Here is an 18,557-nt window from a genome sequence, read left to right as displayed (position 1 = left end):
ACCTATGCCTATTAATAAAGACTTGAAGAAAATCCTCGTCATCGGCTCCGGCCCGATTGTCATCGGCCAGGCGGCTGAGTTTGATTACGCTGGTACACAGGCCTGCCAGGCCCTGAAAGAAGAAGGCGTGGAAGTAGTCCTGATCAACAGCAATCCGGCTACAATCATGACCGATACCAACATGGCTGACAAGGTATATATCGAACCGATCACCCTTGATTTTGTAACCCAGATTATCCGCCAGGAGCGTCCGGACGGCCTGCTGCCGACGCTTGGCGGCCAAACCGGCCTTAACATGGCAGTTGAACTTGCCCGCGCAGGCGTGCTGGAGCGGGAAAATGTGAAGCTGCTCGGCACACAGCTGACCTCCATTGAGAAAGCGGAGGACCGCGACCTGTTCCGCGAACTGATGCGCGAGCTGGAGCAGCCGGTACCGGAAAGCACCATCGTACAGACGCTGGAAGAAGCGCTTGAGTTCGCAGGAGAAATCGGTTATCCGCTGATTGTCCGCCCTGCCTACACGCTCGGCGGTACGGGCGGCGGCATCTGCGCCGATGAAGAGGAGCTGCGCGAAACGGTATCCTCCGGCCTGCGCTACAGCCCAATCACCCAGTGTCTGGTTGAGAAATCCATCGCGGGAATGAAGGAAGTCGAATATGAAGTTATGCGCGATGCGAACGACAACTGCATCGTAGTCTGCAACATGGAGAACTTTGATCCGGTCGGCGTACATACCGGTGACAGCATCGTCGTAGCGCCAAGCCAGACGCTGTCCGACCGCGAGTACCAGATGCTCCGGTCCGCATCCCTGAAAATCATTCGCGCCCTGAACATCGAAGGCGGCTGTAACGTCCAGTTCGCCCTTGATCCGCAGAGCTTCCAATACTATGTCATCGAAGTAAATCCGCGGGTAAGCCGCTCTTCCGCGCTGGCTTCCAAAGCCACCGGTTATCCGATCGCCAAAATGGCGGCAAAGATCGCGCTCGGCTACACGCTTGACGAAATCGTCAACCCGGTTACAGGCCAGACCTATGCCTGCTTCGAGCCGACCTTGGACTACATCGTCAGCAAAATCCCGCGCTGGCCGTTTGATAAATTCACACATGCCAACCGCAAGCTCGGTACGCAGATGAAGGCGACCGGCGAGGTAATGGCGATTGGCCGTACTTTTGAGGAATCCATCCATAAAGCGGTCCGCTCGCTTGAAATCGGCACGCACCGCCTGTACCTGAAAGGCGCAGATAAGCTGGATCAAGAGACCTTGGACGCACGTTTGATGAAGCCGGACGATGAGCGCATGTTCCTGATCGCGGAAGCGTTCCGCCGCGGATACGACCTGCAGCAGATCCATGATCTGACCAACGTGGACTGGTGGTTCCTGGACAAAATCGAACGCATCGTCAACTTTGAGGAGAAGATCAGCAGTGAAGAGCAGCTGAGCTACGAAACCCTGTACGAAGCGAAACGGATGGGCTTTACAGACCGTGCGATTGCCGAACTCCGCAAGCAGGGCGGTTTCAGCAGCCTGACTGCTGAGAAGGAAGTGCGCAGTTTCCGTCTGGATAACGGTCTGCGTCCGGTCTACAAGATGGTTGATACCTGCGCTGCCGAGTTTGAAGCAACCACCCCTTACTATTACTCGACTTATGAAACAGAGAATGAAGTAACCGATTCGGAGAAGCAAAAGGTAGTCGTGCTTGGCTCCGGTCCAATCCGCATCGGCCAGGGCATCGAGTTTGACTACTCCACCGTACATGCGGTGTGGGCGATTCAAAACGCAGGTTATGAGGCCGTTATCATCAATAACAACCCGGAGACGGTGTCGACGGACTTCAATACATCTGACAGACTGTACTTCGAGCCGCTGTTCTTTGAGGACGTAATGAATGTAATCGAGCAGGAGCAGCCGATCGGCGTAATCGTACAGTTTGGCGGCCAAACGGCAATCAACCTTGCGGCGCCGCTGAAGGCAGCTGGCGTGAACATTCTGGGTACCTCCCTGGAAAGCATTGACGAAGCGGAGGACCGCAAGAAATTTGAAGCGCTGCTCTCCAGACTGAACATTGCCCAGCCGCAGGGCAGCACGGTAACCTCGGTGGATCAGGCCGTAGATACCGCCCAATCGCTTGGATATCCGGTGCTGGTCCGTCCTTCCTACGTGCTTGGCGGACGTGCGATGCAGATCGTCTACTCCGACGAGGAGCTGCTGGAGTACATGGAAGAGGCCGTACAAATCAACCCGGATCATCCGGTTCTGATTGACCGCTACATGATGGGCAAAGAGGTTGAAGTCGACGCGATCTGTGACGGAGAAACGGTTCTGATCCCTGGCATCATGGAGCATGTGGAGCGGGCCGGCGTTCACTCCGGCGACTCCATCGCTGTGTATCCGCCGCAGTATCTTGATGCGTCCCTGAAAGACAAGATTGTTGAAATTACAATCAAAATTGCCAAGGAACTGAAGACAGTAGGTCTGGTGAACATCCAGTTTGTCATCTATAAAAATGAGGTTTACGTAATCGAAGTGAATCCGCGCTCCTCCAGAACGGTGCCGTTCCTGAGCAAGGTGACGAACATTCCGATGGCGAATTTGGCTACCAAAGCGATCCTTGGTACTTCGCTTGCAAGCCAAGGGTATTCCGAAGGCTTGTGGCCGGAGCCGGACTATGTGTCTGTAAAAGTGCCGGTGTTCTCTTTCGCCAAGCTGCGCCGGGTAGATACCACTCTCGGACCTGAAATGAAGTCGACCGGCGAGGTAATGGGCCGCGATCCGCAGTTTGCCAAAGCGCTGTACAAAGGCTTGATCGGTTCAGGCATCAAAATCCCTACAGCGGGCGCGATTATCGCAACTGTGGCCGATAAAGACAAAGCTGAAGCGATTGAGCTGCTGAAAGGCTTCTACAACCTAGGATATAAAATTATCGCTACCGGGGGTACGGCTCATGCCCTTGAAGAGCAAGGCCTGCGCGTGACTACGGTCAACAAGCTGAGTGAAGGAACGCCGAATATTCTGGATATGATCCGCACCGGCCAGGCACACTTTGTAATCAATACGCTGACAAAAGGCAAAGAGCCTGCAAGAGACGGCTTCCGCATCCGCCGCGAAGCGGTTGAGAACGGAGTGTTCTGTATGACCTCCCTGGATACGGCTGCGGCGCTGCTCAGCATGCTGCAATCCATTAACTTCTCCTCTCAAGCTATGCCGTCCCTGCCGGTCGGCAGCGTGAAATAAGACGATTGACCGCCATAAACCGGGGCACTTCAAAGCCGCCCCGGTTTTCTTCCGCCAAAACGTCTGTCAGGCAGCGTTTATCTGTCAGGCAGCGTTTAAAGGAAGAGAAATAAGCTTTTTTTAGAATAGGGGGAGCAGGCATGGGTATGGATATGAAGGCAGCGAACCGGCTGATGGTCGCGCTTGATTTCAAATCAGCGGAAGAAGCCCGGGCGCTCATTCAGCGTCTGGAGGGAATCCCTTGTTATATGAAAGTGGGAATGCAGCTGTATTATGCGGCTGGCCCGGATTTTATAAGAGAATTGAAGGATAAAGGCTACTCCGTATTCCTGGATTTAAAAATGCACGACATCCCCAATACGGTTAAAGGCGGTGCGGACAGCATCACCCGCCTCGGGGTGGATATGTTTAACGTCCATGCTGCAGGCGGCGTAAAAATGATGCAGGCCGCCTACGAAGGCGCTGCCAACGCGGCTGGGCAAATCGGCGGACTTAACATCCCGCTGATTATTGCGGTAACGCAGCTGACCAGCACGGATCAGGAGACACTGAACAACGAAATCGGTATCGCGGGAAGCGTCGAGCAGGCTGTGCTCAACTACGCGGCGCTTGCCAAACAAGCGGGCCTTCACGGCGTTGTGGCATCGCCGCTTGAAGTGAAAGCAATTAAGGCCGCCTGCGGGTCCGGTTTCATTACCGTGACACCCGGAATCCGGCCGGCCGGCAGCGAGACCGGCGACCAGTCGCGCATCTTGACGCCGGGACAAGCCATGGAGCAGGGGACGGACTTCATTGTAGTCGGACGTCCAATTACAGCGGCGGCCGACCCTAGGGAAGCCGCGCTGCAAATCATAGAGGAGATGAATCTATATGTCTAATTTGGAAACAATTGCGAAGCAGATCGCCAGCTCGCTGCTGGAAATTAAAGCGGTGGCTTTGCGTCCGCATCAGCCTTTTACATGGACATCCGGCATCAAGTCTCCGATTTATTGCGATAACCGGCTGACGATGTCTTACCCTGAGGTCCGCGATTTGATTGCAGAATCGTTCGCTTCCATCATCCGGGAGCAGTATCCGGATACCGAAGTGATTGCCGGTACGGCCACTGCGGGCATTCCGCACGCGGCTTTCGTTTCGCAGAAGCTTGGCCTGCCAATGGCGTATATCCGGGATAAAGCCAAAGGCCACGGCAAGGAGAACATGATCGAAGGCCTGATCAAGCCTGGGCAGAAGGTCATCGTTATTGAGGACCTGATCTCGACAGGCGGAAGCTCCCTGAAAGCCGCGCTGGCGGTCAAAGAAGCAGGCGCCGAGCCGCTGGCGGTGCTGGCGATCTTCAGCTACCAGCTGGAGAAAGCGACAAGCGCTTTTGCCGAGGCGGGCATTCCGCTGCAGACCTTGTCCAACTACACGGCATTGACGGAAAAGGCGGTTGAGCTGGGCAGCATCAAGCAGGAGGATCTGGAGCTGCTGAAGTCATGGCGCGAGGATCCGGCTTCTTTTGGAAAATAATAGACTAGGCAAAATGAAGAGAGACATTGACCGAAAGGCCGGATGTCTCTCTTTTTGCTTGATTTTTCAATTATATCCGTCAGACAAGCTCGGAAATAAACATCGGAACGGCTCCGTCTTCGGAATGAAACCCATTTTTTGTATAAAACTCTACGGCATCCGGATAAGAGATCAGCACCTTGGTTTTATAATCTCGATACCGCTCAAGCATCCTGTTCATCAGCTCCCGGCCGATGCCTTGCCCCTGATACTCCGGATTCACGAGCATGTAGTGGAAATAGGCGGTTAAAGCACCGTCCGATAGGGCGTTAATTAAACCGACAAGCCGCTGTCCATCCCATGCCGCAGCAACCGAATGAGACCCGCGTATGGCCTGCAGAAGCTCATCCGGATATTTGCCGGACTCCCATTCCAGGGACAGAAATAACTCCTGAAGCGCCTCCCCGCTGATTGCCTCTTTGTCAGAATCGTAATATATACCAGCTATGATCGATCTTCCTCTCTAATGAACTTTGCTGCCTCCTTCTCTATTTCGGCTTAGCCTGAAAATGTCCTCTAATTCTCCTTATTTACACATTCTAGCTTGAGAGGTTCCTGATAACAAAATTGTTTGTGAAGTGGGAAAGGATTGTAACTTTTTGGTAACTCGTTTCGTTTATAATGACGACATCCGATTCACTAGAATTACATAGCCAGACAAGGAGTGCTTACATGAGGCGATGGTTTCGGAGGCAGTCCGGCGGCGCGGTCCTATCGGCAGATCAATCAGAATTGGCTGCGGAGGGGATGGAGGCGTCCGGGACAAAGGATGAAGCAGAACATGAACAAGAGGGATCAAGGCAGCTCGTGCAGCAGCCGGAAGAATGGAGGGAAAGAGAGAAAGAAAGAGAAAAGGAAAGAGAGCCCGAAAGGTCTATTATACTGAAGGTCGGCAATGTCCGGAGGTCCTTTCCTGTGGGAGGTTCCACCCTGCAGGTGCTGAAGGGCATCGACATGGAAATTTCCGAGAACCAGCTTGTCATGCTGAAGGGCCGCTCGGGCTCGGGCAAAACAACCCTGCTGAACATGCTGGGGGGACTTGACCAGCCCACAGAAGGAGAAATCTGGTTCCTTAACCAGCCCCTGCATATCTGGAACGACGCCAAACGGACCGAGCTGCGGCGAAAGCAGATCGGGTTTATTTTTCAGGCGTATGCCCTGCTCCCCCTGCTGTCCGCCAGAGAGAACGTAGAGCTGTCCCTGAGGATGGCCGGCGTGCCTGCGTCGGAATGGAAGAGCAGAGCGGCGTATTGCCTGGAGCTTGTCGGACTTGGAAAAAGAATGGACCACAGGCCGGGTGAGCTGTCCGGCGGCGAGCAGCAGCGTGTTGCCATTGCCAAAGCAATCGCACACAGACCCCGCCTGCTGCTGGCGGATGAACCGACAGCCAATCTGGATTCGCAGATGGGCGCCCAGGTGATGGCGGTGTTCCGGAATATTATCGAATCCGAGGGAATGACCATTTGTATGACTACACACGATCCTACGATTTTGGAGGTAGCAGACCATGTTTACGAAATGGTGGACGGCAGATTCATCTAGGAGAGGCAGGCGAATCCGGCATGCGGCAGGCCTGATGGCTTTGGCATTCGTGGTGCTGACCGCGTCCGGCTGCAGCCTGCTTCCGAAGGAGGAAGAAGAAGAGGCGCTGCCTGTCATTACACCGCCGACGATCTCCAAGAAACCGGAGTACACCGTTCGAAGCGAGACGCTCGAAACGTCCGTAAGCGCTGTTGGCAGTTTAAAGAGCCAGCGCGAAGAATCGGTCTATTTTACGGTTGACGGCTTACATATTAAAGAGGTCAATATCAAGCCGGGCGATAAGGTTGCCGCTGGAGCAGTGATTGCCACTTTGGATGTTGAGGATCTGCAGAAGCAGCTTAGGCAGAAGCGGCTCGAATTCCGCAAGCAGGAAGTGACTATGAAGGAGACGCTGCGGAAGAAAGACGAGATGGATCCGATCGAATTTGAAGAAGCGTCCATTGTATTTGAAGAAGCCAGATCCGAGCTGAGTGATCTTGAGGCTGAAATTGCCAAAGGCGTGCTCACGGCTCCGTTCTCTGGAAGCGTTCTGTCTGTTGATGCCAACAAGGGCGACGCTGCCGAGGCCTATGACCCGGTTGCTGTCATCGCGGATACGTCCAATCTGGTCGTTGCGGCTTCTTTTGCAAAGGAAGACCTGGAGAAGGTAGCGGTTGGCATGACAGCAACTGTAGACATCAATGCAGCAGGCACTTTCGAAGGGAAAGTCAAGGTGATGCCGGTTCCCGAGAACGATACGGACGGGACGAATGGAAGCGGAGGAAGCGGAACAGGAGGAGACGGGAGCGGAGATCCGGGTTCCCAGGATTCTTTGGATAAATACCTGATTGTCCAGCTGGACAAAATGCCGGCCGGGCTGAACAGAGGAACACCGCTCAGCGTCAAGATTGTGACCCAGCGCAAGGAAAATGCCATCTTAATTCCTATATCCGCGCTGCGCTCGATCGGTTCCCGGACTTATGTGCAGGTGGTGGAAGCCGACGGAAGCAAACGGGAAGTCGATGTGGAAGTCGGTCAGCAGACCTCGACGGATGTGGAGATTTTGAAGGGGCTTGAACCCGGGCAGAAAGTAGTGGGCAGCTGATGGGAATGCCGCTAATCAAATTTTTATTCCGCAAAATGTGGAATATGAAATGGATGACGATCAGTACGCTGCTTGGCCTGATTGTTGCCGTTTCTTTCACCGTGAGCATCCCGATGTACGCGGACGGCGCGCTGAAACGCGTGGTCGCCAAATCGCTTGAAGAGCAAAGCTCCGGGCTTCCGGCAGGCTCGCTGCTCATGAGTTATCAGGCTGCGGGCGGAACGAAGACGGATCAGGCCGGATTTAAAGCGGTTGACGATTATATCCGCAAGGATGTGCCGGGCATGATCGGCTTCCCTTATCAGGTCTACGTCAGCTCCCGTTCCATCCGCAGTACGGAGGTATCCCCTGAAGACCCCGCCAAGGTGGATGCCAGCCGTACCCGCACCATGTCGATCATGACGATGTCCGGGCTGAAGGACCATGTGGAAGTCGCGAGCGGCCGGTTGTTTGCTGACGGCAGCGGAAGCGGCCAGACTGAGGCCGGGAACGACGAAGGTGTCCTTGAAGCGGTTATGCTGGAAGACGGAATGTACCAGAACGATCTCCATGTCGGCGATATTATGGAATATCCGGTGTACAGCGGACTGGATTTAACGCTCAGAGTCAAGATCGTCGGCACAGTCAAACCGCTCAAGGACAGCGATCCCTACTGGGTTCAAGGTCTTCAAGGCATGATGAACAGCTTTTATATCAGCGAACAGTCCTTTAATGAAAAACTGCTTGCCAAGCAGGTACCGCTGCACGGCGCGCAGTGGTATTACGCGTTTGATCTCCGGGAGATCAAGACGGGGCAGCTGCCGGCTCTCTCCAGTACGCTGGAAAGGCTGGATATTGAGCTGTACCAGAAGCTGAAGGATACCAAAGTCGATATTTCGTTTGGGGATCTGCTGGATGAATTCCGCAGGCAGAGCCTGCAGCTGCAGACCTTGTTATTCACACTGGCGGCACCGATGATTGCCATGGTCTTCTATTATATTGTGATGAATTCCCGCCAGGCGCTGGACCGGCAGCAGAGTGACATTGCGGTTCTGCGCAGCCGCGGTGCATCTACCAGACAAATTATTTTTATTTATCTGCTTGAAAGCATCCTTCTCGGCGCGATCGCCATGATCGCCGGGCCTTTCCTGGGCTGGTTTATGGCCAAATCAATCGGCTCAGCAGATGGCTTCCTGACCTTTGTGGACCGCAAATCGCTGCCGGTCGGATTTAACCGGGACGCGCTTGCCCTTGGCGGTGCTGCGGTGCTTCTGGCGATCTTGTCCACTCTGATTCCGGCCGTTGTTTATGCGCGTTCCTCGATCGTCAGCACAAAGCGGAAGCAGGCACGCAAGGACCGGAGCCCAGCCTGGCAGCGATGGTTTGTGGATGTGCTGCTGCTCGGGCTTGCCGGATACGGCTACTATCTCTTCTATGACCGGCAGATGCTTACGTTCCAAACCGGGATGACGACGGATGAGCTTCAGGTTCAGCCGTTCCTGTTCTTTGTACCGGCACTGGCGATATTTGCAGGCGGGCTGTTCTTCCTGCGCATCTTCCCATGGATTCTCCGGCTGCTGGGCTGGGCCTTCAAGCGCTGGCTGCCCGTTCCGTATTATCTCAGCCTGACCCAGCTGTCCCGGTCTGCGGCCTCGTATTATCCGCTCATGATCCTGCTGGTGCTTACCCTTGGGCTGGGCATTTACAACGCATCGGCGGCCAGAACCATCGACCTGAATTCCACGGAGCGGACGCTGTATCAGTATGGCACGGACGTGGTGATGCAGACGGTATGGGAAGGGACGCCGGAGGTATCGCGGGGTTCACAAAGCGGCAGCGGCTCAGGCTCGGGCTCGGGCGGCGGAAGCGGCGGAGCCCAGTCAGGCACTGGCGGCGGTATGCCGGGAGCCGGCGGGGGAGCTGGCGGAGGTATTGGCGGCCAGGCGTCAGCCCCGGCCAAAATCATCTACTCCGAGCCCCCGTTTGAGGTATTCCGCCGTTTGGAGGGGGTAGAAGCGGCGGCCAGAGTGCTGCAGACCAAAGCGAGCATCGTGATCTCCGGCAAATCAGCGGGCCAGGGCAGCCTGATGGGAATCGACAATGTCGATTTTGCCAAAGTTGCCTGGTTCAGGAATGATCTGTTTCCGATCCATCCTTACTACTATTTAAATTATCTCGGGATGAACGAAAGCGCGGCGCTGATTCCCTCCAATCTGGCGAAGAAGTTTCAATTAAAGCCTGGAGACGTTATTTCGCTGTCCTTGCAGGATAAGCTGGTTGACTTTGTAGTGTACGGCATCATTCCTTATTGGCCGACCGAATATCCGGATAAGACGCCTTTCGTCGTTGCGAATCTGGATTATATCTATGATCAGGTTCCCATGATCCCGTATGAAGTCTGGCTGAAAATGAAGCCCGGCGCCAAAGTCGCCCCGCTGATCCCGGTGCTGGCCGGCCAAGGCATCGAGTTATCCTCTGTTAAGGATGTGCGCAGCGAGCTGGCCATCCAGAGCAAGCTTCCGACCCGCGGCGGAGTGTTTGGCATTCTAAGCCTGGGCTTTCTGCTCTCCGTAATCGTCTCCTTGATCGGATATGTGCTCTACTGGATCTTTAACCTGTCCAGCCGGGTTGTACAGTTCGGCATTCTGCGGGCCATGGGCCTGTCGCGCCGGCAGCTGACGATGATGCTGCTTGCAGAGCAGATCCTGACCGCGGGACTGTCCATAGTGCTGGGGATCGGTATCGGCAAGCTGGCCGGCAAGCTCTATTTGCCGTTTCTGCAGACGACTGACAATGTAACCTCTCAGGTTCCACCGTTCCGGATCGTCTTTAATGCGGGAGATACGCTTCAGCTTTATGCCGTCGTGCTGGTGATGCTGCTGCTTGGAGCGGCGCTGCTTCTCTGGCAGATCCGGAGGCTGAAGGTGCATCAGGCGGTTAAACTCGGAGAGGAGCGCTGAGGAATGATTCAATGCGAAGGGCTTGTTAAGATTTTTAAATCCGAGGATATCGAAGTTGTTGCTCTGCAGGGACTTAATTTGACGGTTGAGCAGGGCGAAATGATGGCGATTATCGGCAACAGCGGCAGCGGCAAATCCACTCTGCTGAATATATTGGGCGGGCTTGACCGCCCTTCTGCCGGAATGGTGAACGTGGGCGGCTGGGATCTGCTGAAGATCAAAGACGAACAGCTCGTTGAATACAAGCGCAAAACCGTCGGCTTCGTCTGGCAAAATAATGCCCGCAACCTGCTGCCCTATCTGACGGCACTGGAAAATGTCGAGCTGCCAATGACGCTTGGCGGCAGGGTGGACCGGGCCTACGCCAAGCAGCTGCTGGAATGGGTCGGCCTGAAGGACCGCATGCGGAGCCGGCTGACCCAGCTGTCCGGCGGTGAGCAGCAGCGCGTTGCGATCGCCATCGGCCTTGCGAACCGCCCGAATCTGCTGCTGGCCGATGAACCGACCGGCTCGGTGGATACGGCTACTTCGGACCAGATTATGAATATTTTTCGCAGAGTAAACCGGGAGCTTGGCATCACCATTGTCATTGTCACGCATGACTTGGCTCTGGCCGGTAAAGTGGACCGTGTGGTGGCGATCCGGGACGGGCTGACCAGCACGGAATTTCTGAAACGCAATCCAAGTCTGGATGAAAACGCAGGCGGCTTCTCTTCCCGGGAGGGCGGCCTGCAGGAGGTTCATGAGGCTTACGAAGTCGTCGACCGCGCTGGGCGGCTTCAGGTCCCCAAAGAATACCTGGAGTCCGTCGGCATAAGCGGGAGAGCTTCGATGGAGTTTGATGGAGAAAGAATCGTCATTACGGCACCGAAATCATTAGAGGGGGATTCAAAATGAGTATGTTCACAGCAAAAGGCGCGAAATCGAAGGTCAGGAGAATGGCCGGCACGGGACTGGCGCTTGCGCTGGCTATTTCCGTACTATCCGGCTGCAGCGGCTCTAAAGCTTCGGATAACGAGCAGAAGGTGCTGCGGATCGGGATGCTGTACGGGGGCTATGACGACACCTACTTCCGCCAGCAGTATACGGACGCTTTCGAGCTGACTCATCCGAATGTTGATATCGAAATCGTGCCGGCCATTGACCAGAGCATCTACCGGTACAATGACGGAACAGAACCGATTGAGCAGCCGGATACCCTGGAGAGCATGAAGAAGATTATGACCGGCAGCAATCCTGTGGATGTCGTGGTTACCGATACAAGCACATTAAAGCAGCTAGTGCAGGAGAATATGCTGAAACAGCTGGATCCCTTGATGCAAGAAGATAAATTTGATACCTCTGATTTTGTGCCAACCGTCATTGACGGCCTGAAAGATATCGGGGAAGGCAATTTGTACGCCTTGGCGCCAACTTTTTCTTCCTCCGCACTCTTCTATAATAAAGAAATTTTCAAAAATGCCGGTGTAGAGCCGCCGCAGGACGGCATGACCTGGGATCAAGTATTTGAGCTGGCCCGCCGAGTAAGCAAAGGGGAAGGCAAGAACCGCGTATACGGCATGGCCTTCAATACCTATATGGGCTCTGATCCTTACTGGGATATGCAGAATTACACAAGCGCTCTCCAGCTCCGCTACTTTGATGATCAAGCGCAGACCATGACGGTGGACACTCCGCAGTGGGAGAAAGTGTGGAGCACGATGAGCAAGCTGTACATGGATAAGATTGTGCCGGACGGCAGCCAGATGATCAATGATGCAAGCGAGATGTCCTCCAGTCCTGTGGGGCAGGATATGTTCCTGTCCGGCAAAGTAGCTATGGTCATCGGCTATAACAGCTATGTTAACGACGTGGTTGATGCGAATAACAATGCTTCCAAGATCAAGAACTTCAAAGCGGTGGACTGGGACGTGGCGACGATGCCGACGCATCCGGAGAAGCCGGGCATTGGAGGCAACTCCTACCTGAGCAGTGCCTTTGCGATCAACAGCAGCGCTCCTAATGCCGAAACCGCCTGGGAGTTTGTTAAATTCCAGAACAGTGAAGAGTGGGCAAAGATCAAATCCCGCAGCTCTTATGAAATGGTAGCCCGCAAATCGTATATCAAACCTAAAGACGGCAAGGACTATAATATTCAGGCTTTCTATGCGCTTAAGCCGGTTCCGCCAACCAGCAATACGGATGATAAGCTGTACACAGAGAAGCCGGGCCTTTCTTCCGTGACCTCAATCGGGCAGCAATATTTTAAAGAAGTGTTAGACAACAAGAAGACGCCGGCCGAAGCACTGAAAGAATGGCAGCAGAAAGGCAATACGATGCTGCAGGCCATCAAAAATAATCCGAAGACGATGTTCCAGGAGGACGGCACGCCTTATGTGCCGCAGGACAGCGGTGCATCAACAGGCGTTAAGGATTAAGATCCGCTATAACCTAAACAGCTGCCAGAACTATTCTGGCGGCTGTTTCGCTGTTTGCTGCAAAGCTTCACACTCAGGGTTAATTTACGTAAAAAGGGGAATCTTAGGGGAGAGACCTCTTGGATTTACTCGCGAAAGGTGGAGGAGCGGATGAAGTGGGTTTATTTCAACCGGTTGTACAATTCAAGGTTTCAGGCCGGTTGTCTGGCAAGGAGGCTTGAGCATGACGGGTGGGTTTACGGGTTCAGGGAGATGAGAGAAGTTGAAGTATTCCGGTCGAAAAAGGGAAGGTACGGCGTCCGTTTTCTGCCATAAATTAAAACTTGACGGGCCAGCAAGAGATCAGGTATATTAATCTATGCCGCTGTTTATTGGCGCGGGGTGGAGCAGCCCGGTAGCTCGTCGGGCTCATAACCCGAAGGCCGCAGGTTCAAATCCTGCCCCCGCAATACTTGCATTAGGGCCCTTAGCTCAGTTGGTTAGAGCGGTCGGCTCATAACCGATTGGTCACAGGTTCGAGTCCTGTAGGGCCCATAGCGGAGAGAGATGTTCCTTAGTCACAGTACGTGACAAGGGGACATCTTTTTTTATTTTAATATGAAACAACAACAATAAAAGAACCTTTCCTTTCTGGTTACTGGAAATACCGCCAGCCATGACCAAAAGGAGAGGTTTTTTGGTTCTTGAAGAGCAATCGAGATTCAGAGAAATCGACAAATTTAAATGATTATCTTCACAGAAAATAAAATGAAGTCGTTTTATAGTGGTAAAAACTAACAAATGTTTGTTAGGGGGTGAAGGATTGTCGACAGCCAGAATCAAGCAGGCTGCTTTGAAGCTGTTTGCGCTCAAAGGGTACGAAGGGACCACGATGAGGGAGATCGGGGAAGAGGCGGGTATGAAGGCGGCCTCCATCTATAACCATTTTGAGAGTAAAGAATCGTTGTTTCTTCTGCTGGTAAGAGAGACGCTTTCGAAGATGGATTGGGAGCTGACGGAGGACAAATTAACAAAGGACTATGAGCTGCCGGAATTGAAAGAATTACTGTTTGATATTTTTATCGGGTATTATACCTTCTTCTCGGCACATCAAACGGAATTAAAGTTCTGGCAAAGAATCCGTTACTTCTCGCCCCCTGAACTGGAAGGCGCCTATGATGTCAATCGGTTAGGATCAGGACGGCCTCTGCTTCATCTTTATAGGGAGCTGTTTCATTCCACTGTCGGGAAAAATAAGGGACTGCCTTTCCCGGTTGAAATGTACATCATGTTCTACTTCTCGTTTATCAGCGGATATATTGATTCCTTGCTGATCATGCCCTTCCCGTTATCCAAGGTGCATTTAGAGCAAGCATTTGAAATATTTTGGAGCGGGCTTGCCGGCTGATTCAAATTCTAGCTGATTCAAATTTTAAAGATTTTTCTAATAACGAGACGGTGAAGCAAGGAGACTAAATATGAAATTGGCGACAAAATTAACCTGGGTGATGCTGCTAGTCCTAGTGCTGGTAGGCTCCTCCATTGCTTTCTTCGGCTACAGGGCGGCCTACAATCAGCTGGATGAAGCGGCAGGAATTGAGCTCGTCGGCTGCGCCAACATTACAACCGGCTTGATCGACCCTGACCAAATCGCTGCGCTGGCAGCGGGAGACACCACTAACCTAACGGCCATCCAGGACAGGATTGGCTGGATTAACGAGCATAAACCGATCTTTAAGGAAGCCTTTATCCTCTCGCTTGACGGCAAAATTCTTGCAGCGGATAAAAACATGCAGGCCCGCGGCTATAAGGCCGGCGATTCGTTTTATTTCAGTGATGAAGACAAAGAAATGATAACCGCTATGAAGCATTCCACTTACTCCAAAGTATACACCTACGACGGAACCTCTCTCAAAACCGGTTACGGCCCCATCTATCAGGATCACGACCCTACAAAACCCATTGTTGCCCTCATGGCCATCAACTTTGACGGCTCCCTGGTTCAAGAGCGGACTCAGGAAATTCTTGTACAGCCTTTCATTATTGGTGCAGTAATTCTGGTCATTGCCATTCTTGCTGCCTACATTCTGATCCGGCGGATGGTCAGCCCGCTGTCCCAGCTGTCACGTTCAGTTAACCTAGTGGCGAACGGTGACCTGAAGCAGGATTTTCTGGTACTGAACACCAAAGATGAAATCGGGACGCTATCCCGCGATTTTAATGCGATGAACCAGAACTTGAACCGGCTGATCACCGAGGTCAACGACGCCTCTGCGCTGGTCGCCTCCTCTTCCCAGCAGCTGTCTGCCAGCGCACAGGAGACGAACCGCGCCGGCGAGCACAGCGTCAACATTACTGTAGAGCTTGCGGATGGTGCCCAGGTGCAGCTGCGTCATTTGGAGAGCAGCTACCAGTCGGTTCAGGATATGTCCCGCTTCATTAACGAGATCGCTGCAAGCGCAGACCAGGCGGTGAACGATGCTGTCAGCGGAGCGGACAGAGCCCGTGCCGGCCGGGAATCCATGGATTCAACGATCAGTCAGATCGAACTGATGCGCGGAAGTACCCATGACTTAGCGGGTATTATTCACACGCTCGCCGGCTACTCCAAGGAAATTGAAAGCATTGTAGGCACCATTGCAAGCATTGCCGCCGAGACCAATCTGCTCGCCTTGAATGCAGCCATCGAGGCGGCCCGCGCAGGCCAGGAAGGCCGCGGATTTGCAGTTGTCGCTGACTCGGTCCGCAAGCTGGCGGAACGCTCGGGCGACTCCGCGAACCAGATCGGCGGGCTGCTTGGGCAGATTGTCGCCCAAATGGACCTTGCCGGCAAGACGATGGACCGTTCCACCGCGGAAATGCAGCACGGCACCCGGATGATCGCTGCTGCGAAAAGCTCGTTCACTGAAATCGAACAGGCTGTCAGCGGCATGGCCGGCCAGAGCCGGGATATTTTTGAAGCGGTACGGCACCTGACCGAAATTGCGGATGGACTGGTGTACGCCATCCAGAATGTGGTCAGTGTCTCGAACCAGACTGCCGAGTCGGCGGAAAGCTTGTCCGCCTCCTCCCAGCAGCAGCTCGCAGCCATGCAGGAGATTGAAGCTTCATCAGCCTTTCTCTCATCGCTGGCGGACAAGCTTCAAGGATTAGTGGAGCGGTTCAGTGTTTCTTGAACCCGTTCATGCAGAAGGAGTATTGAAGGTTAAGCAAATACGAAGATCGCCAATCAAAAAACCGCTGCCGGAGCAGCGGTTTTCTACTTTTTCCAAATTCATTAACTGCTTCTAAATCCGTTAACTATTCCTATAAACATTGAAATACAGCAGCATAAAACCGGTAAAGAACAACGCAATCAATAAGACAATTGCAATGATCAGTCTGATCACAAATTTATTGCCATTCATCCCCAACGCTCCTTTATACACCATGCAGCCTAATAGCTCTATCTTAGCAGAGCCGCGGCTTGAAGTACAAACCTGCACAGCCTTGACCAGCAAGGTTCAGGCGTCTTTCTTGCGCCCAACCAACAAAGTTCACTGTCCCAAAGGCTGTTGGAGGAGGGCAATAAACCGTGACGAGGCCAATTCTTTTTCTCTAGACTTACCCGGAAGTTGTTTTATATAATGGCACGGTACCTTTGGAGGCTAAGGCAGCCGATCTGGTTATAATGGTAACAACTTTACAATTTGGGGGACGGGGAATTGAATTCGGAGAACGAAGCAGCAGACAGACAATCTTCTCTTGCCATATGGACCAGCCTGGTCAGCAATATTGCTCTGACAATCCTGAAGCTCGTAGTTGGACTGCTGTTCGGCAGCCAGGTATTGATTGCAGACGGAGTACATAATGCGGGGGACGTGTTTGCTACGGCCGCCGCGCTGATCTCCATGATTATCTCCAAACGGCCGCCCGATGAGGATCATCCTTACGGACACGGCAAAGCCGAAGTGATTGGAGCCGGCATCATTGCGGTTGTCCTGGTGCTGGCGGGACTGTATATGGGCTATCATTCGGTATTGGCGCTTATGGAGCCGCCGCATGCGGCCAGCTTTTTGGTGCTTGCTGCAGGTGTTATCTCTCTGGTCTGGAAATTGTGGCTGTACATGTACACCATGAACATTGGGAAAAGGACCAACAGCAGCGGTCTAGTTGCTACAGCTTATGATCATCTGGCTGACGTTTATGCTTCCCTGGCGGCAGTGATCGGCATCGGACTTGCTCTTATAGGCAATCATTACGAGATCGAAATTCTGAAGTACGGGGATCCGGTGGCTGGAATTCTGGTGGCCTTCCTGGTCTTGAAACTTGCCATTCATATGGGCCGGACCGCGGTCGATGTGCTGATGGAGAAAAATATTGACGACGCTCAAATGGAACCCATTCTCGAGCTTGTCAAGGCGGTTCCGGAGGTCAAGAGAATTGACCGGATCCGGGCGAGAGAGCATGGACATTACATTATTGTAGACGTCCGGGTCGGCATTCCGGCCCAGCTGACCATCCAGGAGGGGCATGACATCGCCAAGAAGATCAAGCAGTCCATCCGGCAGCAGAACCCGCTGGTGAGAGAGGTCATGGTGCATCTGAACCCCTGGTATGAGGCGGGAGCACAAACTATTCATTCATAAAGGAAAGATCCTGGCTGCGGCGCCGGGATCTTTTTTTTGTAGTATGTTTCGTATTATTAGGTCAGCCGGAAAAGCTCTCCCCATCTTTAGTATTCCTTCAGGAAGCACTCAGCAATTCTTCAGTCAGGAATCATCTTCCTTTAAGGAAAGGGGGATAAGATAAAGTTGTAAGCAGGAACACATCAAATACAGCACAGCTAACACACAAGGCAACCTATAAAGACGTTAACAGAGCAAATAAAAAAATTTCAGGAGGAATAAACGATGAAAAGAAAAAAATTGATCGCAATCAGCGCACTGGCATTCACAATCACTTTGGGAGGGAGCGCGTACCTGACTGGACAAGCTGGTGCCGCTGCAGCAAGCACGACTTCGGGAACACAGGCATCCACTGCTGCCCATGATAACTCCGATTTCGGTAAAGGCAAAGACGGAGCGCGCGGCGGGTTCTTTAAGCTGGATCAGGCCGGTCTGGCGAGTCTGCTGGGATTGAGCGAAGATGATCTGAAGACGGCCCAACAGGACGGCAAATCGCTGGCAGCTATCGCGTCTGAGCAGGATGTAGACGTGCAGGACGTGATTGATTGGGTAGAAGCCCAGCTGACCAGCAATCTGAAGCAGCAGCTGACAGACGGCAAAATCACCCAGACACAGTATGACGATCAGGCAGCCGATCTGGCGGCAAGAGCCGAAGACTTCGTCAACAACACCTTCACGGGCAAAGACGGACAAGGCATGGGAGGCCAGCATGGCGGCTTTGCTATGATGGATCAGTCCGGTCTGGCGAGCCTGCTGGGATTGAGCGAAGATGATTTGAAGACGGCCCAGCAGGACGGCAAATCGCTGGCAGCTATCGCGTCTGAACAGGGCGTAGATGAGCAGGATGTAATTGATTGGACCGAGGCCCAGCTGACCAGCAATCTGAAGCAGCAGCTGACAGACGGCAAGATTACCCAGACGCAGTATGACGATCAGGCAGCCAATCTGGCGACAAGAGCCGAAGACTTCGTGAATAATACGCACAGCGGCAAGGGCGGCCCTACGGACGGCCGTCACCAGCCAGCCGATCAGACAGCTGCAGCAGACAGCAGCTCCAACTAAGACAGTTCCAACTAAGGCAGCTCTAACCAAGACACAGCCAGCAAAATGATCAGAAGCTCCAGGCGGCCCTCCAAGGGCCCTTGG

Annotated in this window: 13 protein-coding genes and 2 tRNA genes; 14 read left to right on the top strand and 1 reads right to left on the bottom strand. The window is 53.3% G+C overall.

The features are described 5' to 3' along the window. Positions 1–4 precede the first annotated feature (4 nt). The 3 genes from carB to pyrE all read left to right on the top strand — a co-directional run bounded on the left by carB (position 5) and on the right by pyrE (position 4,744). The gene (gene carB, locus FCN15_RS01680; RefSeq protein ID WP_138493196.1) at positions 5–3,232 is read left to right on the top strand and encodes a carbamoyl-phosphate synthase large subunit; all 3,228 of its coding nucleotides are present in this window, start codon (positions 5–7) and stop codon (positions 3,230–3,232) included. Positions 3,233–3,372: 140 nt separating this feature from the next. Beyond that, positions 3,373–4,110, top strand: a complete 738-nt coding sequence (gene pyrF, locus FCN15_RS01675; RefSeq protein WP_138493195.1) for an orotidine-5'-phosphate decarboxylase — start codon at positions 3,373–3,375, stop codon at positions 4,108–4,110. Next, complete coding sequence (gene pyrE, locus FCN15_RS01670; protein WP_138493194.1) at positions 4,103–4,744, top strand: orotate phosphoribosyltransferase; 642 nt, start codon at positions 4,103–4,105, stop codon at positions 4,742–4,744. Before pyrF ends, pyrE begins: the two co-directional genes overlap by 8 nt. A gap of 79 nt (positions 4,745–4,823) precedes the next feature. Here the strand turns inward: pyrE and FCN15_RS01665 are convergent, their stop codons facing one another. Next, entirely contained in the window at positions 4,824–5,159 is a 336-nt protein-coding gene (locus FCN15_RS01665; RefSeq protein WP_275259470.1) for a GNAT family N-acetyltransferase, read from the bottom strand. Between the two features lie 296 nt (positions 5,160–5,455). On the opposite strand from FCN15_RS01665, the gene FCN15_RS01660 reads away from it, so the two are divergent. From FCN15_RS01660 to FCN15_RS01610, 11 genes are all read left to right on the top strand, one after another. Further along, the gene (locus FCN15_RS01660; protein WP_238996459.1) at positions 5,456–6,325 is read left to right on the top strand and encodes an ABC transporter ATP-binding protein; all 870 of its coding nucleotides are present in this window, start codon (positions 5,456–5,458) and stop codon (positions 6,323–6,325) included. Then, positions 6,291–7,409, top strand: a complete 1,119-nt coding sequence (locus FCN15_RS01655) for an efflux RND transporter periplasmic adaptor subunit (RefSeq protein ID WP_138493192.1) — start codon at positions 6,291–6,293, stop codon at positions 7,407–7,409. Before FCN15_RS01660 ends, FCN15_RS01655 begins: the two co-directional genes overlap by 35 nt. Next, the gene (locus tag FCN15_RS01650) at positions 7,409–10,348 is read left to right on the top strand and encodes an ABC transporter permease (protein ID WP_138493191.1); all 2,940 of its coding nucleotides are present in this window, start codon (positions 7,409–7,411) and stop codon (positions 10,346–10,348) included. Before FCN15_RS01655 ends, FCN15_RS01650 begins: the two co-directional genes overlap by 1 nt. Before the next feature lie 3 nt (positions 10,349–10,351). Continuing rightward, positions 10,352–11,245, top strand: coding sequence for an ABC transporter ATP-binding protein (locus tag FCN15_RS01645; RefSeq protein ID WP_138493190.1), 894 nt, complete (start codon positions 10,352–10,354; stop codon positions 11,243–11,245). Next, positions 11,242–12,765 carry an ABC transporter substrate-binding protein gene (locus tag FCN15_RS01640; protein ID WP_238996458.1) on the top strand — a complete coding sequence of 508 codons (1,524 nt, stop codon included), beginning with the start codon at positions 11,242–11,244 and terminating at the stop codon, positions 12,763–12,765. Before FCN15_RS01645 ends, FCN15_RS01640 begins: the two co-directional genes overlap by 4 nt. 375 nt (positions 12,766–13,140) lie before the next feature. After that, a tRNA-Met gene (locus tag FCN15_RS01635) sits at positions 13,141–13,214 on the top strand. Between the two features lie 11 nt (positions 13,215–13,225). Further along, a tRNA-Ile gene (locus tag FCN15_RS01630) sits at positions 13,226–13,299 on the top strand. A gap of 268 nt (positions 13,300–13,567) precedes the next feature. Next, positions 13,568–14,152 carry a TetR/AcrR family transcriptional regulator gene (locus FCN15_RS01625; RefSeq protein ID WP_162515265.1) on the top strand — a complete coding sequence of 195 codons (585 nt, stop codon included), beginning with the start codon at positions 13,568–13,570 and terminating at the stop codon, positions 14,150–14,152. A gap of 70 nt (positions 14,153–14,222) precedes the next feature. Further along, entirely contained in the window at positions 14,223–15,920 is a 1,698-nt protein-coding gene (locus FCN15_RS01620; RefSeq protein WP_138493188.1) for a methyl-accepting chemotaxis protein, read from the top strand. Between the two features lie 513 nt (positions 15,921–16,433). Further along, a complete protein-coding gene (locus FCN15_RS01615) occupies positions 16,434–17,372 on the top strand; it encodes a cation diffusion facilitator family transporter (protein WP_238996457.1) in 939 nt (312 codons plus the stop codon). A 264-nt stretch (positions 17,373–17,636) separates the two neighbouring features. Beyond that, positions 17,637–18,473, top strand: a complete 837-nt coding sequence (locus FCN15_RS01610) for a hypothetical protein (RefSeq protein WP_138493186.1) — start codon at positions 17,637–17,639, stop codon at positions 18,471–18,473. Positions 18,474–18,557 lie beyond the last annotated feature (84 nt).

The organism is Paenibacillus pinistramenti (assembly GCF_005869875.1).
Classification (GTDB): Bacteria; Bacillota; Bacilli; order Paenibacillales; family Paenibacillaceae; genus Fontibacillus; species Fontibacillus pinistramenti.
Note: the sequence above shows the minus strand (reverse complement) of the source record. Positions and strands in the feature narration are given on the sequence as shown.

Excerpts from the sequence above, each read along its gene's own strand:
- FCN15_RS01645 (WP_138493190.1), top strand. The coding sequence starts at position 10,352 with ATGATTCAATGCGAAGGGCTTGTTAAGATTTTTAAATCCGAGGATATC.
- pyrE (WP_138493194.1), top strand. The coding sequence starts at position 4,103 with ATGTCTAATTTGGAAACAATTGCGAAGCAGATCGCCAGCTCGCTGCTG.
- carB (WP_138493196.1), top strand. The coding sequence starts at position 5 with ATGCCTATTAATAAAGACTTGAAGAAAATCCTCGTCATCGGCTCCGGC.
- FCN15_RS01660 (WP_238996459.1), top strand. The coding sequence starts at position 5,456 with ATGAGGCGATGGTTTCGGAGGCAGTCCGGCGGCGCGGTCCTATCGGCA.
- FCN15_RS01655 (WP_138493192.1), top strand. The coding sequence starts at position 6,291 with ATGTTTACGAAATGGTGGACGGCAGATTCATCTAGGAGAGGCAGGCGA.
- pyrF (WP_138493195.1), top strand. The coding sequence starts at position 3,373 with ATGGGTATGGATATGAAGGCAGCGAACCGGCTGATGGTCGCGCTTGAT.
- FCN15_RS01610 (WP_138493186.1), top strand. The coding sequence starts at position 17,637 with ATGAAAAGAAAAAAATTGATCGCAATCAGCGCACTGGCATTCACAATC.
- FCN15_RS01640 (WP_238996458.1), top strand. The coding sequence starts at position 11,242 with ATGAGTATGTTCACAGCAAAAGGCGCGAAATCGAAGGTCAGGAGAATG.
- FCN15_RS01620 (WP_138493188.1), top strand. The coding sequence starts at position 14,223 with ATGAAATTGGCGACAAAATTAACCTGGGTGATGCTGCTAGTCCTAGTG.
- FCN15_RS01650 (WP_138493191.1), top strand. The coding sequence starts at position 7,409 with ATGGGAATGCCGCTAATCAAATTTTTATTCCGCAAAATGTGGAATATG.